This window comes from Leptospira harrisiae (assembly GCF_002811945.1).
Classification (GTDB): Bacteria; Spirochaetota; Leptospiria; order Leptospirales; family Leptospiraceae; genus Leptospira_A; species Leptospira_A harrisiae.
On record NZ_NPDX01000001.1, the window covers coordinates 2,052,904 to 2,078,880 of the forward strand.

A 25,977-nucleotide genomic window follows, 5' to 3' on the forward strand; every position below is an offset into this window, starting at 1 on the left:
TGGATTTCAGTGTTTTAATTTTCTGGCGATTAGTTCGATGGTATCACCATAGGCAAATTGGTTTGCATAGAGGCGATACAGCCATTCGGGGAGTTTGCCTCTAGGCCCTAAATCCCGGTAGGAGTGATACGACATAGGTCTAACATAGTTCACCTCGAAGCCAAGGATTGACAAGAGTTTTTTCAAAGAGTGCACCGAGTAGTCAAAAAAGTGGTCAGAAGGATGGGTCAAAAACCATTCCTTGGGATTGGATTGAAAACTCGGGCCAAAACTGGAAGGAACCGCTAGATAGAGATGCCCACCTGGCCGAATCCAATCCCCTAGCCGTTTCCAAATCCCTTCTATGTCTTCGATATGCTCAATGACAAAAAAGGCCGCAATGACATCAAAAGTATTTTTCCATAAAAGACTTTCCACTGACAAAACAGAAGTTTGGCCTACATCAAGTCCGAGTGTGGATTTAGAATATTCCACTTCTTTCGGAGAAAGTTCAAGGCCTTTGGTTTGGTACCCGGCATTTTTGGCTTCATCCAAAAAAAATCCAGCAGCCGATCCAATTTCCAAAAGGGATTTTCCCATTGGATTTGCCCCCACCGATTCCAAATTGTGGAGCCTACGTTTTGCCATCACCCGAAGGTTTGGTTCATCTTCATAATAAGATTTTTTGTATTGGGACTTGTATTCTTCCATAAAGTAACTATCCCCATACTCTCTATGTTTTGCAGGCAGATACCGAAGAACACCTGTAAGCTGGCATTCTTCGTAATATTCTGGGAATTTTTTATGTGGGATAAATTCGAATAAACTCAAAAATACGTTCTCTTTTTTGATTCGAGAGATTTTTCATACTGAGCCCTTGCCGCCCTTTTGTTTTCATAGGCTTCGGTAAGGCTTGGGTTGAGATCAATGGCTGTTTGGAAACTAGAAAGTGCCCGTTTAAATTCCCCATTTTTAAAATAACATACTCCCAAATAATTGTGAGCCTTAGAGGAAATGGTAGGAGTGACATCCGAACGAGTGATGACTGTTAGTTCCTCAATTGCTTTTTCCCTGTCCACGAGTGAACCCGAATCAATGAGAATTTTGGAAAGGACAAGTTTTGATTCCATATCTTCGGGATCAATATGAGTCGCACGAAATGCTTCCTCTTTGGCTTTTTTTGATAACCCAGAGTTTCCGCTATTTGCATAACTTAAAGCCAGTTTTCTATGGGCAAGTTTGATTTCTTTTGGATCTTTAGAATTTTCCAAAACATAAACGAGCATCTTTTCTGCGGCTGGATAGTTTTTGGTTTGGATGTAAACATCTGCCAGTTTCAATCTTGCTTCATAAAGTTCCGGTTTCCAAGCAATGGCTTCTTCGTATTCGGCAATGGCTTCTGAATAAAAACGGTTTTCTAAATAATAATCAGCGATTGCAAGTCGTGACTGTGTATGGTTCGGATCAAGGGCTTGCGATTTACGAAGGGACTCAATGGCCATCGTAGGTTTTCCCGCATGCAAATAAGTTAGACCCAAATTGTAATAGGCTGATTGGTTTTTCGGATTTAGGGACAGAGCCCCTTCGAAAGCAGTAATACTTTCCGAATACCTTTCCATCTCGTCCAAAATGATACCGAGATTTACATAAGCAGTTTCCGAATAGCTATCTCCCGGAGTGAGGCGAATGATCCGGCGAAACAAACTTTCGGCTTCTACCAGTTCCCCTTTTTTATAATAGAGTTCTGACAAAGCAAAAAGAGAATCCACGTCACTTGGTTTGAGTAACAAAGCTTTTTTTAAGGCAGTGATGGCCATATTGGTTTGTCCCATAGATAGAAAGGCATCTGCAATATAACGATACACTTCTGGTTCATTGGCATTGGAATCAAGGGCTTTTTGAAAGTATTTAGCTGCTTCTTCAGGGACTTTCTTTTTTAAATACACCAAACCTAAGTTATAGTAGGATTTGGCATCGTTTGTTTTCAAACGAATCACTTCTCGAAAATAAAACTCTGCCCTGTCATAATCCTCTCTTTGGTAAAAGATAGTTCCAAGATGACCGTAAGAGAGAACTGCTGTTTGGGAATTGGGTGCTGTTTGTATTACTTTTTGGAATTCGGAAATGGCCTCTGCCATATTTCCTTGTTTCAAATAACTAATGGCTAAGTTGTAAGTGAGGGTGACATCAGTTGGTGCCAAAGACTGCCCTTCTTTGTAAGCTTCGATGGCACTAGCCGGATCTCCAATCTCTTGGAATAAATTGCCTTGGAGGAGTGCCACACGGTAATCATTCGGCGCAATTTCTTTGGCTCTTTCTGCGGCCCGTCTTGCTTCTTCAAATTTTCCCGCATGTTTGAATGCGAGGGATAAATTATAAAATGCAAAATAGTTTTTGGAATCATATTGGATGGCTTTTTCCAATCGTTCAATGGCATTGATATAACGACCTGCTTCATCATACATCACCCCAAGGACGGTGAGGGCAATGGATTTGTCTTCGTCACTGCCTGGTGAATTTAAAAACTCCTCACAAACATTTCCCACACGGTTCATATAACGGTTGTGATAGGCATTGAGACAGGCCGCCAGTTTCGGATTTACGGAATCATCAGGAAGGTAAGGTTTATCCACAAGAAGGTTCAGTGCCTTTTTATCTGTGGGGAGATTTTTTAAGGCTTTTGCGATCTCTTCGGGGTTTTGTTTTTTTTGTAGATACCACCAGTAACCAGCGGTTAAAAATCCAAGAACAAGGGCGACAAGAAAGGACCAAAATAGAAAAGATAAAACGGGACGACGGGCAGTAGTTTCCGATTCGTAAGTGGTTTCTTTTTCACGACCCAGGTTCCGTAAGTATGGATCTTCCTGGTAATAACTTGGCTGTGAGGATTGTTCCTCAATACGAAACCGGTTTTTTTGGATGGGATCCATTCTATCTCTTACTGGGGTTTGTTCGCTACGATCTCCTTCTTATAGAAGGCATCAAGTAATCCGTTGATAAACTGTGCCGATTCGTCTGTTTCAAATTCTTTAGTGAGTTCGACCGCTTCATTGATGACAACGGGGGCCGCAAGGAAAGGTTCCTTTTGCAAACTAAGAATCGATAGACGTAAAATACAACGGTTGACCACGGAAATACGCGAAAGTTCCCAATTCTCCGAATACTTCTTGATTAGAGTATCGATCGCTTTTCGATTTTCGACCACTCCTTTCACAAGAAAGACAGCATAATCCTTTTCTTCACGAGTGATTTTTTTGTCATACCAATCGAATTTCATGGCCCGATCCGGATCGGTTCCCACTAAGTCAATTTGGTAGAGGCACATTAAGGCGAGACTTCGCCCGCGGTGTCTAGAACTCATCCGATCTCTTTGAAAAGATTTGCCATTTCGATGGCTGTGGTGGCTGCTTCGTATCCTTTGTTGCCTGCTTTGGTTCCTGCCCTTTCAATGGCTTGTTCGATGGATTCTGTGGTGATGACCCCAAAAATCACAGGAACAGATCCATCCGCCACTGAACCAACCTTAGCGGCTTCCCCGGAAACCAAATCATAATGAGAAGTAGCCCCACGGATGACTGCCCCAAGGCAAACAATGGCTGAGAATTGGTACTTTTTAGATAATAAAACACGTTTTACGGTTTGTGGGAGTTCGAAGGCACCGGGAACATAGATGACAGTGACATCACTATCACTAATCCCATGTTGTCTATAAGCATCTTTTGCCCCTTTGAGTAGAGACTCCGTGATGAATTCGTTGAACTTAGAAACGATGACACAATGTTTTTGTCCGTTTCCGATGCGTGTGCCTTCCAGTGTAGCTGTCATGTATCCAAAATCCTAGGGGGTAGTTATTTCGCAAGACGAATGACGAGGGTAATCTTTCCGTCTGGATTTTCTACCACTTCGAACCCATCTCGTTCGAGTGCTTTTTTGGCTCGGTAGATGGCCAGATTCACAACATTGGTTTTTTCATCCTGCAGTTTTTCTGATTCCCGGTTCATAGATCCCCTCTTAAACTTAAAGGTCGGATGCCTAACCATCCAATCTTAAATGCCAATGGCTTTACAAGGTAGAATTGTTTTCCTCTTATGTCATATAGGAAGAAAATGAAGAAAAAGAAATCCGTAAAGAAGGTCAAAAAAAGGAAACCGGTAGTGTATACCGAGGGTGACTTTATTGTAAAACCTTCCTCTGTTCCCAATATTGGAATGGGACTATTCACCAAACAAACATTATACAAGGGAGATACCGTTGGTTATTACATGGGTAAAATCATTACCGATGAACAAGCGGAATCGAACAAATACGTAGACTCAAAATACCTACTTTGGATCTGTAAAGACTGGTGGATTTATGGGGAAGGACGCGAGTCGAATTACACTCGTTACATCAACCACTCTTCAAAACCCAATGCAGAACTTGTCACATCTGTCCGATGGAAAACGGCTAGGTTTAAGGTTTTAAAAACAATCCCAGAAGGATCAGAAATATTTTTTGATTATGGAAAAGACTACTGGGATAATGTGGACTTCAAACCGAAGTAAGCAGAATCGAATCATTAAGGCCAGAATCAACTGGCCTTACACAAAACTGAATCCTAAGAAAAAGGTCTCTTAAAGGAGACCGTTATTTCCAAAAGATGTTTTAGTGGAGGTTTTGAGAGCATCAGAAGCTTCCAAAGCTTCCGTGTACCGAATGACTGAATCATCCATACGAAACACTCCTTCCGTCGTTTCCCTATGCACAAACCGACAAACCAGTAAATTTGCAGCAAAAAAGAGAACCGCGAGAACCAAGGGAAAACGATACGAATTCGACATAAAACCCTCCGATTTAAGTTAAGCCTCTTACCCGGCCTTCTCCCGGCAAGAAATTTTTAGAGAGATTCTAATAGAAATCCTCTATACGGATATCTGGGAACGCATTGTTCTCTGTTTCGGCCGCCAAAAGGACCGCCTCATCGAGAGTCCCCGTAAGCATTTCCTCCAAACTAAGGAAGAGATTGGTGTGCACATTGGTACGCCGAACGGCATAATCCACCATGGTTCCTGTTTTCATAATAAAGGCCCAGTCGCTACTTTGTAATAATAAAAGTTCCCTTCCCATTTGTTTCAAAATTCGTTTTTGTAATTCGGTTCCAGTGGATCCAAATTCATGGGCCCTCTTATGCATCCGAATGCTAAGACCGTGGATGAGAGGATAAATCCAATCGTTGGTGGGATTGAGCCAAACTTCCCCATAGCCATTTTCTCCCCAACTGGACATTTTCATTTCCACTGACTGAACCCGAGGGAGGGCCCTTGCTGCTTCTAAAGGATGGGAAAGTTTGATCGTATTTTGGTTGAAGTGGATTTTTTTAAATAGAAATTCGATAAACTGTGGGCCTTCATACCACCAGTGACCATATAACTCTGCATCATACGGGGAAACTATCACCGCCTGTTGTTTGTTTGTTTCGAATAAATACTCTGCTTGGCGGATGCGATTTCGTAAAAAATCTTCTGCATGATTACCGGCCGCTTCCATCGCCCAGTCTGGATGGTAATATCCTTTGTCCTGAGTTTTCCCAGTGATCCGAAAGTATTTGATACTGGTATTGATCCTCACTCCATTGGAATTTAAATATGGAGAAATTTCTTCCCAAGGAAGGTCGTGGCCAATGTCCCTATAGTATTCTCTATACCGAAAGTCTCCGGGATACCCGTCGATTGAACTCCAAACCTGTTTGCTACTTTCTGGATCTCGTCCAAAAGCAAACACTCCATACCCTACTTCAACGGGAGCATAGACACCAAATTTTGGTCTGGGGCTTGCATGAGTGATTCCATGAGTGTCGACAAAGAAATACCGAAATCCTTCTCGGTCCAGTTCTTCTTCTAGTTTTTGAGTGTATCCACATTCCGAAAGCCAAATCCCTTTTGGGTCTCTTCCCCAGATACGCCGGAAGGTCCGCCTCCCGTTTTTTAACTGGGAACGAAAGATCGAACTTTCCGAATCATAAAAAGGGAGGAAGGCGTGAGTGGCAGGACTTGTCATCACTTCTAATTCCCCCGATTCTACAAAGGGCAGAAAACTCTTTGTTAAATCACCGTTAGTTTCTTCAAAGATGGATTCTGTATCTAAAAAATGTTCTAAGTATCTTGTCGCAAGGTAATGTAGATGTGGGTCTTTTGTATTTCTTTTGGTTTCCTGTCCTGCCAGTTGGATCAGGTTTTTTATGTATTTCCGAAACCCATTTTGTAAATAAGGATCTGTCAACATCAAAGATAATGTCGGAGTGAAAGACATGGTGATCCGAAAGGGGACCGATTCTTTTTTTAAATTTCGGAACACTCGGATGAGTGGGATATAGGTTTCGAGTATGGCTTCGTTTAACCAGTTTTCTTCGATAAAGGGAGTGTCGTATCCTGGGTGTCTAACAAATGGTAGGTGGGCATGCAAAACAAAAACCAAATGCCCTTTTAAAAAATGATTCATTACAAAAGTCCTTTGCCTGATCCTGATCCATTTCCAAAACTTGATGAGGGTCGGTTTGGATCTCGATTGGGATCGCCTTGGTCACTATTTCTCGGATTCACATAAAACTCAGATGCTTCTCCATCTTTTACGTAGTATTCATCACTTCCCGCAGATTTGGCCACAATTCCCATTTCGATCCAATGGGGGTGGATCCATTCTTTATCCAATCGAAAGGACTCACTCCCCAAAGGGAGGTCTTTTCCTGAAGAATGAAGAGAAGAAATTTCTTTTTGGTTAAACGAAACAATGATAGAAGTTTGGATGTCTCTCACGGGAAACATAAATTTTAAGTAGTACGATTCGGTAAAAGGTTGAAGATCAAACATTTCTGTTCGTTCACTTCCAAAGATATTTTTATATTCTACCTTCAAACGAAATTGTAATCCATCAGTAGAAGGAGAGTCCAAATCAGCTAAAAGATTCTTTATAGTTTTTTCAGAAAACTTCCAAAATACAAAGGCTTCTTTGGGAGTTCGCACAAGAACTCGAATCAGATCTTCCTGCGAAAATTCGGGATGTTTGGTAAATCTGGAATCGTTGTAAATGGACTGGGTATGGGATTGGACAGGAGGATTCGTTACTTTTTTTGCTGCTTTCTTAGGTGCAACTGTTACAGTTTTTTTGGCAATGGTGGCACTTAACTTTTTCTTTTTAGGCGCACTTTTTTTTACCTTTCCATCTTTTTTTTCTTCATTTGCCATCCTCCAAGCTTAAAGACGAGAAACACTCGCCTTCAATTCTTTTTTATTTGACGTTTGCTTTTTTTCTAAAATACAATCATTCCATACCAAATTGGGACAAACTATGAAAATCAATTATACCTGGAAACATCTAGATCGATCTGAAGCCGCTGAAAAATATGCGGACGAAAAATTAGAACGAGTATCAAAATACGTTCAAAAAATCGTATCCTGTGAAGTATCATTTGAAGCCATTCATGGAGAAATCCACTCTAACCTGAAGTTACATGCTGATGGCAATAATTTCAACGCACACAACCAAGACAAAGATGTATATGTTTGTATCGATGGATTGGAAGACAAAATTCTATCTCAAACTAGCAAACACCACGATAAAAAAAGCCAACACTAATCTCTAATATGATTCAGAAGTCGGAAGAAGCACTTACCTATCTTTCTAACGGTGAGTTTGAAACTGCAAAATCTCTTTATTCCGTACTTCTGGACAGAGACCCACTTGACCTTTCCTCCATCAGCGGATTTTATATTGCCAGTTTTTGGGACCATAGACTTGATCTAATTCTAAAAACAAGAGAAGGAAAAGATCGAGGGAAACTCCTCCTTTCTCTCTTTGCCGACTTTGAATCAGAAATCCGAAAACGAGGGTATCATACCACTGAAAGTTTTTTTGTCACGCAAGACTGCATCCTTAAAGAAGCTAGAGACCACCTAAAACTGGCTTACCAATGGGAAGGAGCTAACGCTCTCGACAAAGACTTGTTACGTGAACTGGCGGCATGCCTCATCAAAATCCAAGACTATGGAATGGCTCTTGAAGTCCTCCTCTATGGTGGGAACAAACAATCCCCAGTCCTCCAATACTATTTGGCAGAAACACAGGTGATGACGGGAAATGAAAGAGAAGGAATTGAAACCTACCGTAATGCCTTTTTAAATGACCCACAACTTTTTCCCCACACTATGGTACGCTGGCCACCGCTACTCACCCTCATCCAAAAAGCGGGTGAAATTACCACGAAAGAAGAAGAAATGAAGGAACTCGTTCCTGTCCTTGCATGGAGAGAAGGAGTCTTTCACCCTCTCGTAAAAAAAGAAGAAGCGACAATTCAGATCTGGTTTTCGGAACTAAAGAGACTGGCTGATAGCAAAGAAAGAAGTGGTGGTTCGTTTCGGTTGGAAGCAAGGATGGAGCAGTTGGCATTGGCCATCCTCCATTCGGCTGACGACATCCGTTCCCGCGACGCCGTCCAATTTGCCAAAGGATTTGTTTAGAAGTTTATTTTTCTACAGATTCGATAAGAAGTCTTAATTCATCTGCTGAAGATTCTCTTCCGGTTTTTTCATAATACAATTCTAGTTCACGAAGTCCATAAACAGCACCAGGAGCCGATCGCAAACGATCGAGTAACACGCGTTTTTGATAGGATTCATTTAGGTCGAGGCTTGTAGGTTCGTATTGGTAGTTGTTTTGTTCGATGACAACACCAGCGCTGTCATTGTTTCCAGCAAGAGTTGGTTCTTGGGAATTGCGAGTAGCAAGCACAAACACTAAACTCAGGGCCATCACTGCAGAAAAAGAATACTGAACCGTTCTGTTTTCCACTAGGTCTCTGAATGTGAAGGAAATCTTTTGGTTGGGTTTGTCAATGGTGACGGATTCAAGAAGATTGAAAAGGCGGGTGTCGAAGTCTTCCGACATTCGAGGAAGGATGGTGTCTTCTTTTTCCTTCACATGCTGGAAAAGAGAACAAATCTTATTTTCCAAAACCACATTGTCTGTCTCATCTGTAAAGAGACCCGGATATTGTGAACGAAACCAATCTTTTAAACTCATAAACTTATTTTTCAAAGAACCCTTCTCCCTTTTCGTCTTTCTGGATGAGGTGCTTCAAAAACTCCTTGGCCTTGAAGAGACGACTCTTAACAGTACCTACATTACATTCCATGATCTCGGCAATTTCGTTATACGAAAGATTTTCGAAATAACGAAGTTCCAAAACCTGTTTGTAGGAATCTTCCAAGAGTGCGATCTTATCCATTAGATAACGAGACTCCTCAGAAAGTTCCAATTTTTTTTCATATCCGACACGAGAATCCACAAATTGGTTATCTCCCGAGTCATCCATGGGTTTTTCCCTGCCTCGTTTCTTCTTGGCAAGTAAATCCTTGGACTTATTCACTACGATTCGGTAGAGCCAGGTATAAACTCCGGCCTCAGCCCGAAAGTTTTGGATGGATTTATAACCGGAAATGAGGGCATCTTGGACAATATCCTCCGCATCGTCTCCATCTTTTACCATGGAAACCGCTTTGCGGAACAATCGTTCCCGAAATGGGGACACTAAGGTCATGTAGGCAGTCGGATCCCCTGCTTTGATCTTTTGGAGTAGGATTTTTTCCTTCTCCCGCAGGGTCATATTTTTGCCTTCTAGGGGGCGTGGCATGAGGCCTAGAATTTCGAATCCGAGAATTCTATCAATGTTTTTCGGTTCTTTCTTCTGACTTAGATTCGGTGAAACATGGTTTCTAGATCTTTTCTTGTGAGTTTGATAAGAGTCGGCCGACCATGAGGGCAAAGAGAAGGGTTTTCACAGTAGGACAACCTTTGTAATAGTTCCCCAATGATGGGATCCGAGACCTGGTCCCCTTTTTTGATGGCCGACCTGCAGGCCACACATTTGGCCATTTCATCATAAAGTTCTTTGTCTTCCGGGTCTTTTTGTTTGAACCTTTCCCATAAATCCAAAATGGTTTCGGTTTCTTTACCGGGATCGATATAGGATGGCACTTCACGGATGAGAATGGTTCCTCCAGAAAATGGTTCGAGGCTGATCCCGAGTTCGGAAAACCGATCTTTCTCTTCTAACATTTCTTCCGCTTCTTCCTTCGTCAGTTCCAAACGAATCGGTGTGAGTAGGCTTTGGGATTTATACGCTTTGGATTTTAAGTCTCGCAAAACTTCTTCGTAACGAATCCTTTCATGGGCCGTATGTTGGTCGATGATATAAAGTCCATCCTCTGCCTCAGCCAAGATAAAGGTCTCAAATAAAACCCCGTAGTGTTTTTTCGGGACAAACAAATTGTGTTTGGTAAGATTCTCACCTAATAAGTGCAAGTTGGTTCCAGCCCCAATTCCTTCCAAAGAAAAACCTTGTCTTCCTTCAATGGAACTTGGACCAATGAGGGACTCACCCTCTGTTTGGAGATTCCCAAACATCCCTTGGCCTGCACCAAACCCAAAACCAGGACCACCAAATCCAGATCCGAAAGATGATTCCCCTCCCCGATTTTCATAGGGGATTGGCATAGAAAGTCTACGGCGCATTTCTAAAAATTCCACAGGGGTGGAGGTTCGTAAAACTTCAGTGATCCCTTGGAAAAGAATTCCTGTGATGGTTTCTTCTGATAAAAACCGAACTTCCTTTTTCTGTGGGTGGACATTCACATCCACAAATTCACGAGGAAGATCAAAGAATAAAAAGGCATAGGGAAAGGCACCGCTAGGAAGGAGCTCTCCATAACAACGTTTGAGAATTTGAGCCGAAAATTTTAATTCCACAGAACGATTGTTCACAAAGAAAAATTGTCCCGTGCGGGATGATTTATAAAAATCAGGATGGGAGATCCAACCACGAAGGGTCATACCGTTGCGACTGGAATTCACTGGCAAAAGATGGTCACGTAAGTTTTCGCCGTAAACAGATAACACTCGTTCGAGGCCGTCTTCGGGAACTACATTCAAAACTTCCTTTCCATTCTGCAAATACCGAAACCCAATTTTTGGTTCGGAGACCGCCATGGTTTGTACTCGGGCCCTGTTTTTTTTCTCTTCTCCGGTTTCGGTTTTTAAGAATTTCCGCCTAACAGGCGTATTATAAAACAAATCTTTGATTTCAATTTTGGTTCCAATAAAAAAAGGAATCTCCTCTTCCGAAACAATTTTCCCTTCCTCGACTGTCACACGGTAGGCAGTGCGGTTTCCCTCTGTTCCCGATTCCAAAACCATCCGAGATACAGAAGCAATGGAGGCAAGAGCCTCTCCCCGAAACCCAAAGGTAAAGAGATGTTCTAAGTCATGGAAATCTTGGATTTTGGAAGTGGCGTAACGTTTGATGGCAAGAGGTAAATCTTCTTTTTGGATTCCATGTCCATTGTCGGAAACAAGGATGCGACCGAATCCGGCGGAATCAGTGGCTATTTCGATTTTGGTAGCACCGGCATCGATGGAATTTTCGATGAGTTCTTTAAGAATCGAATGGGTAGATTCAATCACTTCTCCGGCGGCAATTTGGTTGATTAAGTCCGCCGAAAGTGAATGAATGATGCCCATAGGACAATCATGGGATAGGGAACCTCCCTATCCAGAAAAAATTACTTAGAGTGGCAGGAAGAACAGGTGCCTGAAACCACGATATCAACATGTTTCACCTGAAATCCTAATCCTTGCCAATCGGTGTCAGCACTGAGTTTTAATGGAGCCACGTCCAAAATGTTTCCACACTCGCTGCAAAGCAAATGGGAGTGGTCGTCCAAAAATGCATCGTAACGGACCGAATCCGATTCAATATTCAGTTTGTTCACCATCTTGTGTTCTACCAAGTATTCCAAAGAATTGTAGACAGTGGCAAAACTAATTTTGTCAGCCTTTCCACGAACGGATTCAAAAACCATCTTTGCTGTAGGGTGGTCTTTTCTTTCTTTTAGGTCATTGAAAATTAGTTCTCTATGTTTTGTGAGTGCTTTCATATTATTGCCCTACCCCTAAATCATTCGCAAATTATCAAAGGGTCAAATGGAATTTGGTTTTTAGAATCCTTCCAGAAATTGATATTTGTCAATACGGAGCCTTTATGCCAGCATCCATCGACAAGTTTAAATCTTCACTTTCGCTTTGGGCGAGTGGAGTGTGTGTGATTACTTATGAATCCACAGAAAAAAAAGGAGGAATTACTGTTTCTAGTTTTTCTTCTGTCTCCCTCGAACCGCCGTTAGTTTTATTCTGTTTGGCCAAAGATTCCAGTGCCAAAGAACCCATCGAAAAAGCGGGAAACTTCGTGGTGAATATTCTTTCTTCCGAACAAAAACAAATTTCCGCTGATTTTGCTTCTGGTTCCCTGGACAAAGCGGTTGTTTTGGAAGGACTAAAACCAGGAACTCTTTCCACAGGTGCCCCAGTTTTACCGGATTCGTTGGCCTCACTTGACTGTACAGTGAACCAAACTATCGATGCGGGGGACCATTGGATCCTCATCGGTCTTGTGGAAGCAGTGGTCACCAGAGAAGGTTCTCCTCTCCTCTACTTCAATCGCAATTATAGGGAACTCGTTTAAGGAATCAGTATGGAAAAAGAGAAAGTGAATCTGGAAGATGCAAAAGAACACGGACTTACAGAAACTGAATTTGTAGAGATCCAAAAGATCTTAGGAAGAATGCCCAACTCCACAGAACTGGGAATTTTCTCCGCCATGTGGTCGGAACACTGCTCTTATAAAAATTCAATTTTAAAATTAAAAACTCTTCCGACAAAGTCGGATAAACTCCTCGCTCAGGCAGGGGAAGAAAATGCAGGAGCCATGGACATTGGGGATGGACTTGCCGTAGTCTTCAAAATCGAAAGTCACAACCATCCAACCGCTGTAGAACCTTACCAAGGTGCGGCCACTGGTGTTGGTGGAATTATGCGAGATATTTTTACGATGGGTGCAAGACCCATCACTTCTCTCAACTCACTCAGGTTTGGTGATCCAAAAGAAGCACGTAACAAGTATTTACTCACTCGTGCCGTGAAAGGGATCGGAGACTATGGCAACTCTCTTGGGATTGCAGTAGGTGGTGGAGAACTATTCATCCATCCCACGTTTACCAAAAATCCACTGGTGAATGCAATGACAGTGGGAATTGCTCGTCATGACCAAATGGCTTCTGCTTCTACCAAAGGAAAAGTAGGATACAAAGTGTACATCGTGGGTGCCACAACGGGACGAGACGGAATCCACGGTGCCAGTTTTGCTTCCAAAGACCTCACCAAAGAATCGGAAGAGAAAAGATCTGCTGTGCAAGTGGGTGATCCCTTTATGGAAAAACTTCTAATGGAAGCATCCCTGGAAGCCATCCAAAAGAACCTCCTTGTGGGAATCCAAGACATGGGTGCTGCCGGAATTTCTTGTGCGACTTCAGAGATGAGTGCCAAAGGTAAAACTGGAATGGATGTGGACTTAGACAAAGTCCCTCTTCGTGAATCGGATATGAATGCTTACGAAATTATGTTATCCGAATCCCAAGAACGAATGCTTGTCATTCCTGAAACGGGAAAAGAAGAAGAACTTGTTTCTATCTTTCATAAATGGGGACTGAACGCCGTGGAGATTGGAACCGTTACCGGTGACGGAATCCTTCGGATTAGAAAGGATGGAAAACTCAAAGCCGAAATCCCTGCTGACTCACTGGTCCTTGGTGGTGGTGCTCCCAGGTATGTGAGAGAAGAAAAAAGACCGGCTTACCTGGATGAGGTGACAAAGTTTGATCCAACAAAAATTAATGACTTATCCAAAGACACTGTTTCCCAAACCTTAAATACCCTTCTCTCTTCTTTAAATATCAGCTCCAGACGACCTCTCTACGAACAGTATGATACAGAAGTGGGACTTGTGAAAGTGGTAGAGCCGGGAGAAGACGGAGGCCTTGTGCGGATTCCTGGAACTAAAAAAGGAATCGCTGTCGCCACAGATTGTAACTCTCGTTATACGTATCTAAATCCATACGAAGGGGCACAAATTGCTGTTTGTGAATCGGCAAGAAACGTGGCATCTACAGGTGCAGAACCTTACGGGGTCACAAACAACCTGAACTTTGGAAACCCTTACATCCCAGAAAACTATTATATCTTTAGCGAATGTGTGAGAGGACTTGGGGATGCATGCCGGTTCCTTGGACTTCCTGTGACTGGTGGAAACGTATCCTTCTACAATGAATCTCCCGAAGGCCCAGTATTCCCAACACCTACCATTGGTATGGTGGGAGTGATTGATGACGTAGCAAAAGGACTTCACACCTACCCGCGGACAGAAGAAGAAGTTCTGTATGCCCTTGTGGGAGAATTCCAACCTACGATTTCAGCCTCCGAATACCTTTACCGGTTTCATGGTCTAGATACGGGAAAAATTCCAAACATTTCTCTCGCCAAAGAAAAAGCAAGTATTGATACACTCATCTCTTGCCGAAAAGAAGGACTTCTTACTTCCGCCAAAGATCTGTCACTCGGTGGACTCCTTGTAGCACTTGCAAAAATTGTAATCTCGGGTAACAAAGGTTTGGAAGTAAACCTAGAAGGGTTACAAAAAAGTTTTTCTCGCCTCGACGAACTTTGTTTTGGTGAAACGGGAGCATCCTTTGTGATCAGTTTCCTTGCGAAAGACGAAGAAAAAGTCAAAGAAAAATATACGAAAGCAGGACTAGGTTTTACAACTTTAGGTAAATCCAATTCTAAATCGGCTCTTTCTGTCAAAGGAAATGGATTCCAATGGGAATGGACTGCAAAGTCCTTAGAAACAGAATTTGAATCTGGTCTAAAAACCTATTTCGAATAGACAAATCTATTTTTTTTTAGAGGATAGGCCGAATGCGCCTATCCTTCTATTCCTTTGTTTTATTATTACTTTGTATCCAATGTACAAGTATCGCCAAACGGCAAGAATATGAAGATTCCCTTCGTGCTTACAAAAAAGCAAATTTAGAAAAGGCTATTGATTACCTTCCCACAGAAGAAAAGAAAGGTTTTATTGCTGTTCTCGAAAAAGCACACTTAGGATTTTTAAAAGGGGAAACAAACTACAAAACCTTAGAAAAAATTGCAGAAGAAAGTAAGGAACGCCTTCGTTTCAGTGCCTCAAGATCCCTAAAATCTTTTTTTTATCTGGAAACTGAGGAAGGATACTACGCTTCTGAAGCAGAAATTATTTACCTTCACATCCTCCTTGGTTTGTATTATGTAAGAGCAGGAGAAATTGATAAGGGAAAAATCCAAGCACGTTTCGCCGGGAACTTACTCAGTGGAGAATGGAGTGCGGAAGGTCAATTTGATGACCCCACCTTACGTCTATTACTTGCTTCGCTTTGGCTCTCCACAGGTTCCATTGATGAGGCAAAGGTTGATTTCAGAAAAGCGAGCCAACTCAAACCCCATTCTGCCGCTCTTCGCGCAATGGCAAATGAAAGGTACGATAAAAACGAAGAATTCATTTTGATTTTTGGTGGCCCTGGTGCGGAGCCAGAAATGGACCCATCCGTAAACCTAAACTTCATTCGAGGCCTAAGAAACCTCAAATTCCGCCAAACAGGAAAACAATCCCCTCTCACAATCGTCGATGGTGTTCAAAAAACAAGTCTCGTTTTAGAAAAAGATACTCTGAGTTGGTACGAACGCCACCTAACTCGTGATAATGAAATCTCAGAACTCATCCAAGATTCGAGATACTTTCAGCTTGTTTCTGCCAGTGCCTTAAAAGAAGGAACCAAGGGAACGGTGAAAGTCACAGGTGCCATCCTTGCAAGTGCTACCATTGTTGCCCTTGGTGCTGGTGTTGTGTATGCTGGTGTCAAAGTGAACTCTGGAGAATTGAGTGGGCTCGGGGTTGCCACTATGTATGCGGGTTTCAAACTCGGTGCAGAGTGGATTGAAACTTCTTACGATGATGCGAGAAGGAATATGAGAAAAGATTTAGATGTCTCCGATGAATATCGTTATGTTCGTTTTTTTCCAGAATATGTTTGGATAGGAAAGTCAAAGTCAGCTCTAATTTCACCAAAACTCCAGATGAATCCTGAAACCTTACCTTATACGTTAAGTCCCGCTATGGGAAAAGTAAAAGTTCGGTTTGGTTTTTTCCCTGACAATCAAAGGCCATAACCTTCCACTCTACTTTTTTTTAAAAAGTTGGTTTGTTCCGACCAAACAATTTGATTGGTTTCCAAACTCACAAGAAAAAGTGTCACAGTGATGTATTGGATGCGAGACCCGGATTCGAAATTCACCACTTCATTAATTTCACCTTTGATTTTATGGGAAGGTGATTTAAACTTTCCTACCGCCAAACGAGAATCAGCTGAAACCATTCCCGTTTTCCCAAATGCCATTTCAGCGGTTGCCTCTTCACGGATGGAAGTATCTACAAACGGCACCTTATCTTTTGTTAGTTGGTTTAAAATTTCGTTGCTGATAAGTTTTGTATCAATATGTTCTGATGTGGAATTTTGGATTGCCTTCCATTCCAAATACCCGGTCTTCAAATCGGACTTATAATATGTAGATAAGGAATGGCTCATACTGCGAGCTGTTTCTTTGACTTCCAATACTCCCCATTGTTTGGTCGCCTTTGCTTTGTCTATTTTTTGATAGGAAACACTAGAGCAACTAACAAATAAAAACGAGACAAAAATGGAAAAAAATAAAATGCGCATTGGGGAGAGTTTGGTGGGGGATCGGGAGTTTGGCAAGAAAGATTGTGCGAATATAGTATCCCCGCCCGACTTTGGGTGGGGAACTAGACCCGCCACCCAATGGTTCACACTTACCACGAGTGGCCAAAACTTGCCACTTCGATTCGACATCTCAAAAAAAAAATGATTCAAAAAGTTCATACTTTGGATCATTTTTTTTTGTTTTGGGCGCCTCCACTCTGTTAGTGGAGATGACTCTTTGCAAAAAGGACCGGGTCATTCCGGGGTCCGCATTCGCTCCCGTCTGCCAAAGGCAGACCAAGCCCTCCATACCCCTGGCGTAAAAGATCCCCTCGCATTTTAAAAATTGTCAACTTTCACCTCAAATATTGTCTTGAATCTTTCCTCTCGTTTGCGAAACTTCTGGATTAAATCATGGGTAAATTTTTAATTCGTTTCAGCCTTTTTCTCGTCCTCCTCGCCATTCTATTTGCGGGTTACACTTGGCTCACTCTCCGGTGGAGTTACTCTGAGGGAGACCGTGCCGGATACATTCAAAAACTTTCCAAAAAAGGTTGGGTTTGCAAAACTTGGGAAGGGGAAATGGCCCTTGTCACAATGCCAGGAACGATGACAGAAAAGTTCTTCTTCAGTGTTCGAGATGAAGCCATTGCGGAACAACTGAATGGTTCCATTGGCAAACGAGTTGTTTTAGAATACGAAGAACATGTTGGAGTTCCCTTCAGCTGTTTTGCGGAAACTAGTTACTTTGTGACCGGAATCAAAACGGTCCAAGAAGTTCCTCCTCTCTAAGTTCTGGTTCTTTTTTCTCTAGAGGCCCCAAAAGCCTCTAGAGATGCACGATTGTCATTGAATGCCATATTCTACCATTTCAATGCCCATTTCATTCTTTTATCAATTCTGATTTTCAATCACTCTTTTCATTTTTGTTCCCAACCGATATCAGATCCATTCGGATAGAAGAGCGAATCGGGTGCTCTTTTTTAGTAAAAAAGGTAAGTGACTTACTTTTTCAAGCAGATGAAAAAAGAAACCCATTTACAAATTACACTTTACATATTTTTACTATACATATAAATAGTAAACATGGATCTCACGGAACAATCTCAAGTTTCAACCAATGTCTACGAACCCATTCAGAATTGGAACCAGAGAGATTTAGGTTTACTGACCGGAGAAAGAGGGATGTACCGGCTTGCTCATTTTTGGCAATATGCCCTGGTTTGTTCTGGGTTCCAAGTTTTCAACCTAGACTGTGCCATTCGGTTTAATCCCTTCACCATTGCTGAAGAAACCAGGAAACAAAATTTACAACCAGAACCATTTTTAGAACAAATTAAAGTCCAAAGAGCTTTCACCCCCTATCAAATCCTAGATGCACTTAAAATCATATTAACTTCAAAAGAAGAAAACACCATTTACTTTTTGTTAGCTCCTTGCAAACAATTTTTGGATGGGGATGTCAAAGAAGACGAGGGCCTATTTCTGTTAAACTTAATGTTACAGTTTATAGAAAAATTTCCTAACGAAAATGTTCCACTACTCATTATCGAATCCTGGACCTATTCTCACAAAAACTTTCAAATCTTCTTTCCCAAACTACTACGCACTACACAAAACCTGTGGGAATTAAAAACAGATAAAGGCCTTTCTCGCATTCGTACAAGAAAAACTTCAATTACAGGAATATAATATGGGAAGAACCATTGCCCCCTATTCTCGCCAGATGTTACAAATAGAAGAGAACTTATCAGACTTCCGAAGGTCTCTCCGCAAACAAGACCAAGAAATTTTTGATGATCTCATCAGAATCTCCAAATTACAAGTACAAGCTGGTGTTATGGCCTCATTACCATACCCAATCGACTCAATGATTCTATCTATGCTCATTGATTTAAAAAAAGAAGTGAACGAAACAAAGAAAAGCCTAAAAAAAATCCAAGACAAGTGAGTATGATACAACAAAAAGATTATGGAAACATTCAAAGGTTACCTGTTTGATATCTACCACTCTGAACAAAAAATTTACCTTTGGCTAAGGTCTCTCGAAGGAGAATTAAGATTATTCTCCGATGAGTTTTTACCAACAATCTATATTGATGCACCCCAAAACATACTTAAAAAGTTAGTCAAACGATTCTATGACTTAAACGCATTGGCAGAAATTCCGACCTTTGTGGAGAAAAAGCTGTTCTATGAAAATAGAACGATTTCAGTTCTGAAACTGGTAATTTCTAAACCACAACTCCTACCCAAAATCACGAATAAACTTTTTTATCTTTATGGAAAATACGACATCTACCACTCAGATATAGAAATTACCACAGGTTATATGGTCGAAAAAGACATCTACCCACTGGCATATTTAGAAATAAGTTATGAAACAAAAAATACGTTAAACCAAATCAAAAAAATTCAGTGTTTCACAAGTATCACAGACTTAGATTACGAAGTTCCAAACTTCAGAACCGTTTCTATTTACCTAGAAAAAAGCCACAGGATTCCTCTTGGGAATAATACACTCATTGTAGAAACTCAGTTAGACCAGTACAAACTACCCACAAATGATTCTAAAAACTTAATTCAAAAATTAAATCAGATCTTTATAAAACATGACCCAGATATCGTCCTCACGTCCTACGGAGATCAAATCCTATTTCCTTACCTCTTCAAAACGTCGCAAGAAAATCACCTAACAACAGAATTCGACAGAGACAAAACAAGCACTATCAAACGTTCCATACAAACACAAGGGACTAGCTTTAATACCTATGGAACCATCGTATTCAGAGCCCCCTCCTACCCACTTTTTGGTCGCTGGCATATTGATTCAAAAAATGGTTTTGTTTATAAAGAAGCCGATCTTATGGGGATCATCGAACTGGCTCGAATCTCTCGTTTACCGATCCAAAAAATGGCAAGAGCATCCACGGGAAAAGCACTCACTTACATTGAAGTAGATGTGGCCTTGAGGATGAACTATCTTGTTCCTTGGCAAAAAAGTGCACTAGAAGCCCCAAAAACAGCACTTGAACTTTTAAACGCCGACAAAGGTGGGTTAGTTTTTCAAGCAGACATTCAAAACGGGTTTGTATTAGAAAATGTGGCTCAATTAGATTTTTCTCAAATGTATCCCAAAGTAATGGTCACGCACAATATATCTCCCGAAACCATCAATTGTTTGTGCTGCAAAAATGATTTTGAAGGAGAAAGAGTTCCATCACTTGAGTATAGAGTTTGCAACAAAAGAAATGGTGTTGTTTCTGAGGCACTAGCGCACGTTATAGAAAGAAGAACTCATTACAAAAAGCAAATAAAAGACAAAAACATCGTCAACAAAGAATACATCGAACAAAAACAATCTAGTTTAAAATGGATGTTGGTTACCTCTTTCGGTTACCTAGGTTACAGGAATGCAAAATTTGGAAAACTAGAAAGTCATGAAGCTGTCACTGCGTTCGGAAGAGAAAAATTACTTATGGCAAAAGAAATTGCAGAAGATCATGGGTACAACTTAGTACATGCCATTACAGACTGTATCTTCATACAAAAAAAAGACAAGTCACCCATTAGCGAAGAAAACCTTGTTATGATTTGTGAAACGATAAAACAAAAAACAAAAATAACAATGGATGTAGAAGGTATCTTTTCTTGGTTATCTTTTCCACCATCCACTCAAGATGAAAAAATGCCAGTAGGCAACCGTTATATGGGAAGGTTCATCAATGGTCACTTCAAAGGAAGAGGAATTGCTATACGACGGAAAGACTTTCCTCGTTATATAAAAAAAGCACAAGATGAAATGATCCGATGGATGTGTCAGTTTGAAACCATAGCGGAGATGCAATCGCGAGAAGAAGAGATTCTAGAAATCTTCAAAAAATTTGACACCCCACTTTCGAAAGGAGATATTTTTTGGAAAGACCTCCTTATCCTCAGATCCACATCACAAGATCCAGAAGGTTATAGTGTCGATGCCCCGAGCGCAGTAGCAGTCAAAGACCTCTTAGAAATGGGAATTCATGTCCAAGCTGGAGAAAAAATTCGTTATTTGGTAGTAAACAAACAGTCGGAACGAAAAGGAGAAAGATACAAAACAGAAGAGAGAATAGAAACAAAAAACCCGCAAAACATTCTAATCTACGACAAAAACCATTACAGAAAACTATTACTTTCTTCATTCAAAGAAATTTGGATAAGTATCGCAACTTTCAATAACTTTAATGACCTCATTAGCAATGAGCCGTTATTACCATTTTAACTTTAGAACTATACAAAATAAAAAAAGATTCATTACAATATGCAAATTTACTTTTATTGCATAAATTAAAAAAAAAATCACAAAATACGAAATAAAAGAAATGCTGTTAGATGAGAATTTCGAAGGCCCATTTAAAAAACGTTTGCAACAACCCCATCACAAAAAAGACTCAGATTCGTTTTTAAGCAATTGGGACTCAGGGGGCGGAGCTATGCCCAGCCACAAAAAGTAGAAAACGAAAAGTTATTATGTCTCATACAATCAAAACAACAGAATAAAATTGCCAGGAGCATGATAAACGAATTACAGAAACTAAGACGGATCAAAAGATAACCCGTTAACAATATATCAACCTTATACCACCCGAATACGCTGATCGAATAGCAACTGTACGAGAACATAAAACGAACAACAACTCAAAGAGCAAACATCTATTGGCATTTAACCGAAACAACAATAGGGAGAGTTATGCGACAGTGTTTAATAAATTTTAAAAAAATGCAAACAATTAGAAATAATAAATATTTAAATATCATATTCATAATCATACTATTCCTATCGATTTATTATATTATCCAAATATTATTACTTTACAGAGAAACTTTTGGAACTGAACTTTCAGCTATTCATGAACATTGGAGTGAATTTGGTGGATTTATCTCTGGAACGATAGGAACATTTCTTAGTTTTATAACTGTCCTATTACTGATAATTACAATATATCTTCAGATAGAGGAATTAAGAGCGACAAGAGAAGAACTAAAGTTTGCTTCCGAACAAATTGCTCAAAACAGATTAGAATCAGAAAGGAACAATATACTTTTTGAAAAACAAATTGAACAAGCGGAAATGCTAGCATTCGAACGAAAGAAAACAGATAGCGTTCTGAATGTTTTACAATCTCTAAATATTGATATTGAAAATCTTCTAAAAAAGCCAATACCATATTTAGTATACAATCCTAATACTAAAAATACAGTTGATTATCGAAACTTAATGACTGGTCCACTACTTTCTGAATATTTACATTACCCTGACCTCTCTATAAAACATATTAAGGAAACTGTCGCTTATGAATATGTTCAAGAGCAGTTATTAATAGCGATGGAAAATTTAAATGCGTTAGTTGAACAATGGAACGATTATTCCAGATTAATTCCTGATGAACCGGAAACTGGAACTCGACTTTACTATTCTAATAGATTCGAGTGGATAACTGACAATGTAAAAATTTTGAGGGAAAGTGTCTTAAAGCTAAAATAAACACCGTCGCATAACAGCGACTAACCGCTTCGCTTCGGGACTTACGCCCTCGCTCGGTCTGCGACACATAGGCTTCTGGCACTCCTCTTGCTTACGCAAGCGTCGTTCCAGTCCCTAACGTCCCGTCCGGGACTCAGGGCCAGCCTACGTCGGTTAGTCTAGTTCGTTATGCGACATTTTGAAAACTATTAAGAATTACATGAAAAAAATTATATTAGCTATTCTACTTGCAAGTTCATCTGTATATTCGGAACAAAATGCAGTTCAAAATGAAAAACTTTGGACTTTTACATTTATTAGAAATTCAACCTATTTATTTCCTTATGAAAAGTATGAATTCAAAGATACTATTGGAGGTTATAGAAATAAGGGGAATGAAACTGTTAATAACTTCGAGTTTTCTTTTAAGAAAAAATTGGAAAATTCAAATTTCTCTATATATACAGACTTTCTTGAATTTAACAAAAGAGCTTTCTCACAGCAATATGACTTCTATCAAAATAGTGAATTAGTTGCAACAGCACCCGTTTCAATTGGAGATTATTTTAGATCTCAAATTAGAATTGGATTTCTATATACTTTACCGAACTTTACTAACTTAAATATCATTATTGGATCACGATACATTAAGTCTGAACTTACCGATAATTATCCTTATATCTATTCTATCAAATTTGGCCAAAAGTATATAGGACCTGAAATTGGATTTGAATATCAATCTGATAAATATGCAAACTTCTTCTTTGCTACAAGACTAAGTTTTTTTCAACTATATGGAAGAATCTATAATAATTACTATTTTACTGCTTTGAATACGGATCAGGGATACATTAATGTTAATATACAACCTTATAGTAAATATATTGGCAGAGAGGTATATTTGAAAGCTGGATATTTCTTTACTGAAAATGTTTTTATGACTATAGGTTTAAAATCAATTGTAGCAAAAATCAAACCTGACGATATGAGAGTTTACTCTGGAGATTCTAGATATGATACCATACAAAATATCGAATATGGTACTCGCGGCAATTATACAAAAACAGAAACTTTTAGTTCTGTCGTTATTGAAATCGGAGCAAATATATAACTTCAAAACGTCGCATAACAGCGTGGAAACGCTGCGCTTCGGCACTTACGGCCTCGCTTGGGCTGCGCCACATTCCCTTTCTGTCACTCGCTCGCATACGCAAGCTCCGTGCCAGTCCCTAACGTCCCGTTCCGGGACTCAGGGTCAGGGAACGTCGTCTCCACTAGTTCGTTATACGAAATGCCTTAAATAAGCATGAAAAAAACTCATCTTGAAAAAGTTTATTACTATAAATCACATCAGAGAATCAATTTAATAACACCTTATTTAGTTAATCAGAAGACTAGTCCAAATAAATTCAGCCATTCAAAATGCAATATATAAGTATTATACATTAAATAATTGGAGATCTAATGAAAAGAAATAAATCTCACTCCCACTCGAAGGGAAATAAACAATGAAACAATTACCTTTGTTGCTGATTTTCCCATTTGTTATGCTATCTTGTTTTAAAACTGAACAAAGTGTTGATAAGACTATCGAAACTAAACTAGAACCAAAAATTATAGTAGATAAAGAAATTGGCGATGGCCATTTTTATAAAGAGTTCATTCAGAATATTAAAAGCGATGATTGTAAAGCAATTCAAGATAATCTTGATGAAGTGGTTTATTATTATTTAAGTGACTTTAGAGATGTAAGCTTTACTTTTAAAAAAATCGATCGATACCTTGAAAAACATAATAAATTTTCTATCTGTGATTTGTTTTTTAACTCAACTATAATGCAGACAAAATTTAGGGTTTTGTTACCTAGCAATGAAGAAATTATCAAATCTTTAATTTCTCCTCGTGATTGGCTAAATAAATCAAGGGAGATTCGATTTTTCGCTATGAAAAATAAAGAAGTAGATGTAGCCTTTTTTGGAGGTAGATATTTTCATCCGGACGAACCCTATAATGACTCACGGGATTTGGACATTTGGTTTCGTTGCCCCAGTGGATTTGATCAGAAATGTTTCTTATATTCAATCACGGCTTACTAAACATTGAGTTATATTTCTTTAGGCCGAAACTACATCTCTCAAAAATTTTCACTTCCGAAGCATAAGATAAAAATCGAAATACTCTTTATATAACCAAGGCACTTCGTATAACAGCACCTTCCCGCTACGTTTCGGCACAAGGCCTCACTCGGCCTGCGGCAAATTTTCCGCTTCCCTAACGCCTTCTACGAAGGCTCAGGGCGGAAAACTTCGGGAAGGCTAGTTCGTTATGCGAAATTATATTGCAAACAGTAAAATAAACTATGATAATAACAATACCGACAGAATTTAATTTTAGCAATAATGGAATAATAGATTTTGATAAAATATTAAGTGTTTTCAATTGGGAGACTAAAGAAAACGAAATTACAATTGATTTCAAGCAATGCTTCGACGCAAATTATCAAACATTAAGTCTATTAGTCCCTTTTATAATGAAAAAAAAATCCGAAGGGAAGCTGATCAAAATAATTTACAATGACCACCCGAGAAGTGCTTCGAATATGTGGAAGAAGATGGGAGCCCAAGGACTATTCAATGTATTATTAAATGAAACTAATAATTTTGTAAGTAACAAATTTAAGCCGATGTTTGCCCTAAGATCAAACAAAGATTTTCAATTAATATTAAACAAAATAGCGGACTTTACCGATGAATTCGATATTCAATATGAAAAAACATTACGTTATATACTTTCAGAATTATTTTACAATTCGATTGAACACGGTTGCTCTTACTACAATCACGGATATAAAAGTTTTCCACTTCCTGCTACAGTTCAATTTTCATTCTACGAAAAAAGAAATGAAATATCATTTATGATAGCAGATTTAGGAATTGGAATAAAAAAGCATATTGAACAAACATATCCTGGTTTCAAAAATGATATAGAAGCTATTACGCATTCACTTAAACCAAACATATCGGGTACATTCGCGAAAAGAATGCGAAATCCATACTCACAAATTAACAATGCCGGAATGGGTTTGTATTTATCTTCAAATATAGTAAAAAGATTGCATTCAGATATGTATATAATATCAGGAAATGGCATGGTCCATATTTCACCAAACGATATGACAACTAAAAATTTAAAATATAACTGGCCAGGTACATTTATATACCTAACGATCAAATTGAATCGACAATTGAATGAAAGCTTTGATAATCTATTAGAAACTTTCAGGAAATCTGCGCAGGAAGAACAAAAGCACAATGATTCTAAAGAAAACACAAACAAATTTTACGTAAATATTTTTAATCATTTTGGCTCTTTTGCAGAAGACAAAGAAAAAGCAATTAAGTTTAGAGAGGAAAAAATTATTCCCGCCATCAATGAAGGAAAAAATGTCATCTTTGATTTTTCAAATGTAACGAGTTCGCCACATAGCTTCATTAATGCTTTAATTGCATCCCCAATAGAAAAACTAGGATTGATTGCCTATAAAAAAATAAAAGTAATAAACGGCACAAAAGACATTAACGGAATTGTGGAATATATTTTCGAAGAATATACACCAGATCATTAAGCAATATAACTTCGCATAACAGCAACTAACCGCTTCACTTCGGGACTGGCGCCCTCGTTCGGTCTGCGACACATAGGCTTCTGGCACTCCCCTTGCATCCGCAAGTGTCGTGGCCAGTCCCTAACGTCCCGTTGGGACTCAGGGCCAGCCTACGTCGGTTAGTCTAGTTCGTTATGTGCAATGCAAAGAACATC

Annotated in this window: 27 protein-coding genes; 14 read left to right on the forward strand and 13 right to left on the reverse strand. The window is 39.7% G+C overall.

Annotated features, from left to right (window positions below; all coding sequences use genetic code 11):
* Positions 1–6: 6 nt before the first annotated feature.
* From CH364_RS09625 to CH364_RS18700, 5 genes are read right to left on the reverse strand one after another with little or no spacing between them, the layout of a single operon-like run.
* Entirely contained in the window at positions 7–810 is an 804-nt protein-coding gene (locus CH364_RS09625) for a class I SAM-dependent methyltransferase (RefSeq protein ID WP_100743285.1), read from the reverse strand.
* A complete protein-coding gene (locus CH364_RS09630) occupies positions 807–2,909 on the reverse strand; it encodes a tetratricopeptide repeat protein (protein WP_100743286.1) in 2,103 nt (700 codons plus the stop codon). Before CH364_RS09630 ends, CH364_RS09625 begins: the two co-directional genes overlap by 4 nt.
* 8 nt (positions 2,910–2,917) lie before the next feature.
* A complete protein-coding gene (nusB, locus tag CH364_RS09635) occupies positions 2,918–3,340 on the reverse strand; it encodes a transcription antitermination factor NusB (RefSeq protein WP_100743287.1) in 423 nt (140 codons plus the stop codon).
* Positions 3,337–3,804 (reverse strand): 6,7-dimethyl-8-ribityllumazine synthase, encoded by a 468-nt coding sequence (ribH, locus tag CH364_RS09640; protein ID WP_100743288.1) that lies wholly within the window; start codon positions 3,802–3,804, stop codon positions 3,337–3,339. The genes nusB and ribH overlap by 4 nt, the downstream gene beginning before the upstream one ends.
* Positions 3,805–3,827: 23 nt before the next feature.
* Positions 3,828–3,980, reverse strand: coding sequence for a hypothetical protein (locus CH364_RS18700; RefSeq protein ID WP_165779494.1), 153 nt, complete (start codon positions 3,978–3,980; stop codon positions 3,828–3,830).
* Between the two features lie 105 nt (positions 3,981–4,085).
* Here CH364_RS18700 and CH364_RS09645 point away from each other — a divergent pair, with 105 nt between their 5' ends.
* The gene (locus CH364_RS09645; RefSeq protein WP_100743289.1) at positions 4,086–4,523 is read left to right on the forward strand and encodes an SET domain-containing protein; all 438 of its coding nucleotides are present in this window, start codon (positions 4,086–4,088) and stop codon (positions 4,521–4,523) included.
* A 69-nt stretch (positions 4,524–4,592) separates the two neighbouring features.
* On the opposite strand, the gene CH364_RS09650 is transcribed toward CH364_RS09645, so the two are convergent.
* The 3 genes from CH364_RS09650 to CH364_RS09660 form a co-directional block, all read right to left on the reverse strand.
* A complete protein-coding gene (locus CH364_RS09650; RefSeq protein ID WP_100743290.1) occupies positions 4,593–4,799 on the reverse strand; it encodes a hypothetical protein in 207 nt (68 codons plus the stop codon).
* A gap of 67 nt (positions 4,800–4,866) precedes the next feature.
* Positions 4,867–6,456: a glycoside hydrolase family 57 protein gene (locus CH364_RS09655; RefSeq protein ID WP_100743291.1), complete on the reverse strand. Its 1,590-nt coding sequence runs from the start codon at positions 6,454–6,456 to the stop codon at positions 4,867–4,869.
* Positions 6,456–7,199: a DUF4912 domain-containing protein gene (locus CH364_RS09660; RefSeq protein ID WP_100743292.1), complete on the reverse strand. Its 744-nt coding sequence runs from the start codon at positions 7,197–7,199 to the stop codon at positions 6,456–6,458. Before CH364_RS09660 ends, CH364_RS09655 begins: the two co-directional genes overlap by 1 nt.
* Positions 7,200–7,302: 103 nt before the next feature.
* Between CH364_RS09660 and hpf the strand changes: the two genes are divergently transcribed.
* Together hpf and CH364_RS09670 are read left to right on the forward strand one after the other, a co-directional pair.
* Positions 7,303–7,590 (forward strand): ribosome hibernation-promoting factor, HPF/YfiA family, encoded by a 288-nt coding sequence (gene hpf / locus CH364_RS09665; RefSeq protein WP_100743293.1) that lies wholly within the window; start codon positions 7,303–7,305, stop codon positions 7,588–7,590.
* Between the two features lie 8 nt (positions 7,591–7,598).
* Positions 7,599–8,471, forward strand: a complete 873-nt coding sequence (locus CH364_RS09670; RefSeq protein ID WP_100743294.1) for a hypothetical protein — start codon at positions 7,599–7,601, stop codon at positions 8,469–8,471.
* 4 nt (positions 8,472–8,475) lie between these two features.
* Here CH364_RS09670 and CH364_RS09675 read toward each other — a convergent pair whose 3' ends face one another.
* From CH364_RS09675 to CH364_RS09690, 4 genes are read right to left on the reverse strand one after another with little or no spacing between them, the layout of a single operon-like run.
* Positions 8,476–9,033 (reverse strand): LIMLP_12425 family protein, encoded by a 558-nt coding sequence (locus tag CH364_RS09675; protein WP_100743492.1) that lies wholly within the window; start codon positions 9,031–9,033, stop codon positions 8,476–8,478.
* A gap of 4 nt (positions 9,034–9,037) precedes the next feature.
* Positions 9,038–9,643 (reverse strand): RNA polymerase sigma factor, encoded by a 606-nt coding sequence (locus CH364_RS09680; protein ID WP_004784002.1) that lies wholly within the window; start codon positions 9,641–9,643, stop codon positions 9,038–9,040.
* 59 nt (positions 9,644–9,702) lie between these two features.
* A complete protein-coding gene (gene mutL, locus CH364_RS09685; protein WP_100743295.1) occupies positions 9,703–11,529 on the reverse strand; it encodes a DNA mismatch repair endonuclease MutL in 1,827 nt (608 codons plus the stop codon).
* 41 nt (positions 11,530–11,570) lie between these two features.
* A complete protein-coding gene (locus tag CH364_RS09690) occupies positions 11,571–11,945 on the reverse strand; it encodes a Fur family transcriptional regulator (RefSeq protein WP_100743296.1) in 375 nt (124 codons plus the stop codon).
* 104 nt (positions 11,946–12,049) lie between these two features.
* On the opposite strand from CH364_RS09690, the gene CH364_RS09695 reads away from it, so the two are divergent.
* The 3 genes from CH364_RS09695 to CH364_RS09705 are packed head-to-tail and all read left to right on the forward strand — an operon-like array spanning position 12,050 to position 16,104.
* On the forward strand, positions 12,050–12,529 hold the full coding sequence (locus CH364_RS09695) for a flavin reductase family protein (protein WP_100743493.1): 480 nt from the start codon (positions 12,050–12,052) through the stop codon (positions 12,527–12,529).
* Between the two features lie 9 nt (positions 12,530–12,538).
* On the forward strand, positions 12,539–14,785 hold the full coding sequence (gene purL / locus CH364_RS09700; RefSeq protein WP_100743297.1) for a phosphoribosylformylglycinamidine synthase subunit PurL: 2,247 nt from the start codon (positions 12,539–12,541) through the stop codon (positions 14,783–14,785).
* A 32-nt stretch (positions 14,786–14,817) separates the two neighbouring features.
* Positions 14,818–16,104 (forward strand): hypothetical protein, encoded by a 1,287-nt coding sequence (locus CH364_RS09705; RefSeq protein ID WP_100743298.1) that lies wholly within the window; start codon positions 14,818–14,820, stop codon positions 16,102–16,104.
* On the opposite strand, the gene CH364_RS09710 is transcribed toward CH364_RS09705, so the two are convergent.
* Positions 16,092–16,655 carry a penicillin-binding protein activator LpoB gene (locus CH364_RS09710; protein ID WP_100743494.1) on the reverse strand — a complete coding sequence of 188 codons (564 nt, stop codon included), beginning with the start codon at positions 16,653–16,655 and terminating at the stop codon, positions 16,092–16,094. The genes CH364_RS09705 and CH364_RS09710 overlap by 13 nt on opposite strands.
* Positions 16,656–17,069: 414 nt before the next feature.
* Between CH364_RS09710 and CH364_RS09715 the strand changes: the two genes are divergently transcribed.
* The 8 genes from CH364_RS09715 (at position 17,070) to CH364_RS09755 (ending at position 25,783) form a co-directional block, all read left to right on the forward strand.
* Entirely contained in the window at positions 17,070–17,447 is a 378-nt protein-coding gene (locus tag CH364_RS09715) for a hypothetical protein (RefSeq protein WP_100743299.1), read from the forward strand.
* 294 nt (positions 17,448–17,741) lie between these two features.
* Positions 17,742–18,347 carry a hypothetical protein gene (locus CH364_RS09720; protein WP_100743300.1) on the forward strand — a complete coding sequence of 202 codons (606 nt, stop codon included), beginning with the start codon at positions 17,742–17,744 and terminating at the stop codon, positions 18,345–18,347.
* A 1-nt stretch (position 18,348) separates the two neighbouring features.
* Positions 18,349–18,606, forward strand: a complete 258-nt coding sequence (locus CH364_RS09725; protein WP_100743301.1) for a DUF8156 family protein — start codon at positions 18,349–18,351, stop codon at positions 18,604–18,606.
* A 21-nt stretch (positions 18,607–18,627) separates the two neighbouring features.
* On the forward strand, positions 18,628–20,916 hold the full coding sequence (locus tag CH364_RS09730; protein WP_100743302.1) for a DNA polymerase domain-containing protein: 2,289 nt from the start codon (positions 18,628–18,630) through the stop codon (positions 20,914–20,916).
* A 468-nt stretch (positions 20,917–21,384) separates the two neighbouring features.
* On the forward strand, positions 21,385–22,179 hold the full coding sequence (locus tag CH364_RS09735) for a hypothetical protein (RefSeq protein ID WP_100741155.1): 795 nt from the start codon (positions 21,385–21,387) through the stop codon (positions 22,177–22,179).
* 199 nt (positions 22,180–22,378) lie between these two features.
* Positions 22,379–23,269 carry a hypothetical protein gene (locus CH364_RS09740; protein ID WP_100787848.1) on the forward strand — a complete coding sequence of 297 codons (891 nt, stop codon included), beginning with the start codon at positions 22,379–22,381 and terminating at the stop codon, positions 23,267–23,269.
* A 397-nt stretch (positions 23,270–23,666) separates the two neighbouring features.
* Complete coding sequence (locus CH364_RS09750) at positions 23,667–24,254, forward strand: hypothetical protein (RefSeq protein ID WP_100787850.1); 588 nt, start codon at positions 23,667–23,669, stop codon at positions 24,252–24,254.
* Positions 24,255–24,517: 263 nt separating this feature from the next.
* Complete coding sequence (locus tag CH364_RS09755; protein ID WP_100787851.1) at positions 24,518–25,783, forward strand: STAS-like domain-containing protein; 1,266 nt, start codon at positions 24,518–24,520, stop codon at positions 25,781–25,783.
* Positions 25,784–25,977: the final 194 nt, after the last annotated feature.

Coding starts and splice junctions, on each gene's coding strand:
- CH364_RS09630 (WP_100743286.1), bottom strand. CDS start 2,909: ATGGATCCCATCCAAAAAAACCGGTTTCGTATTGAGGAACAATCCTCA.
- nusB (WP_100743287.1), bottom strand. CDS start 3,340: ATGAGTTCTAGACACCGCGGGCGAAGTCTCGCCTTAATGTGCCTCTAC.
- ribH (WP_100743288.1), bottom strand. CDS start 3,804: ATGACAGCTACACTGGAAGGCACACGCATCGGAAACGGACAAAAACAT.
- CH364_RS18700 (WP_165779494.1), bottom strand. CDS start 3,980: ATGAACCGGGAATCAGAAAAACTGCAGGATGAAAAAACCAATGTTGTG.
- CH364_RS09645 (WP_100743289.1), top strand. CDS start 4,086: ATGAAGAAAAAGAAATCCGTAAAGAAGGTCAAAAAAAGGAAACCGGTA.
- CH364_RS09650 (WP_100743290.1), bottom strand. CDS start 4,799: ATGTCGAATTCGTATCGTTTTCCCTTGGTTCTCGCGGTTCTCTTTTTT.
- CH364_RS09655 (WP_100743291.1), bottom strand. CDS start 6,456: ATGAATCATTTTTTAAAAGGGCATTTGGTTTTTGTTTTGCATGCCCAC.
- CH364_RS09660 (WP_100743292.1), bottom strand. CDS start 7,199: ATGGCAAATGAAGAAAAAAAAGATGGAAAGGTAAAAAAAAGTGCGCCT.
- hpf (WP_100743293.1), top strand. CDS start 7,303: ATGAAAATCAATTATACCTGGAAACATCTAGATCGATCTGAAGCCGCT.
- CH364_RS09670 (WP_100743294.1), top strand. CDS start 7,599: ATGATTCAGAAGTCGGAAGAAGCACTTACCTATCTTTCTAACGGTGAG.
- CH364_RS09675 (WP_100743492.1), bottom strand. CDS start 9,033: ATGAGTTTAAAAGATTGGTTTCGTTCACAATATCCGGGTCTCTTTACA.
- CH364_RS09680 (WP_004784002.1), bottom strand. CDS start 9,643: ATGCCACGCCCCCTAGAAGGCAAAAATATGACCCTGCGGGAGAAGGAA.
- mutL (WP_100743295.1), bottom strand. CDS start 11,529: ATGGGCATCATTCATTCACTTTCGGCGGACTTAATCAACCAAATTGCC.
- CH364_RS09690 (WP_100743296.1), bottom strand. CDS start 11,945: ATGAAAGCACTCACAAAACATAGAGAACTAATTTTCAATGACCTAAAA.
- CH364_RS09695 (WP_100743493.1), top strand. CDS start 12,050: ATGCCAGCATCCATCGACAAGTTTAAATCTTCACTTTCGCTTTGGGCG.
- purL (WP_100743297.1), top strand. CDS start 12,539: ATGGAAAAAGAGAAAGTGAATCTGGAAGATGCAAAAGAACACGGACTT.
- CH364_RS09705 (WP_100743298.1), top strand. CDS start 14,818: ATGCGCCTATCCTTCTATTCCTTTGTTTTATTATTACTTTGTATCCAA.
- CH364_RS09710 (WP_100743494.1), bottom strand. CDS start 16,655: ATGCGCATTTTATTTTTTTCCATTTTTGTCTCGTTTTTATTTGTTAGT.
- CH364_RS09715 (WP_100743299.1), top strand. CDS start 17,070: ATGGGTAAATTTTTAATTCGTTTCAGCCTTTTTCTCGTCCTCCTCGCC.
- CH364_RS09720 (WP_100743300.1), top strand. CDS start 17,742: ATGGATCTCACGGAACAATCTCAAGTTTCAACCAATGTCTACGAACCC.
- CH364_RS09725 (WP_100743301.1), top strand. CDS start 18,349: ATGGGAAGAACCATTGCCCCCTATTCTCGCCAGATGTTACAAATAGAA.
- CH364_RS09730 (WP_100743302.1), top strand. CDS start 18,628: ATGGAAACATTCAAAGGTTACCTGTTTGATATCTACCACTCTGAACAA.
- CH364_RS09735 (WP_100741155.1), top strand. CDS start 21,385: ATGCGACAGTGTTTAATAAATTTTAAAAAAATGCAAACAATTAGAAAT.
- CH364_RS09740 (WP_100787848.1), top strand. CDS start 22,379: ATGAAAAAAATTATATTAGCTATTCTACTTGCAAGTTCATCTGTATAT.
- CH364_RS09750 (WP_100787850.1), top strand. CDS start 23,667: ATGAAACAATTACCTTTGTTGCTGATTTTCCCATTTGTTATGCTATCT.
- CH364_RS09755 (WP_100787851.1), top strand. CDS start 24,518: ATGATAATAACAATACCGACAGAATTTAATTTTAGCAATAATGGAATA.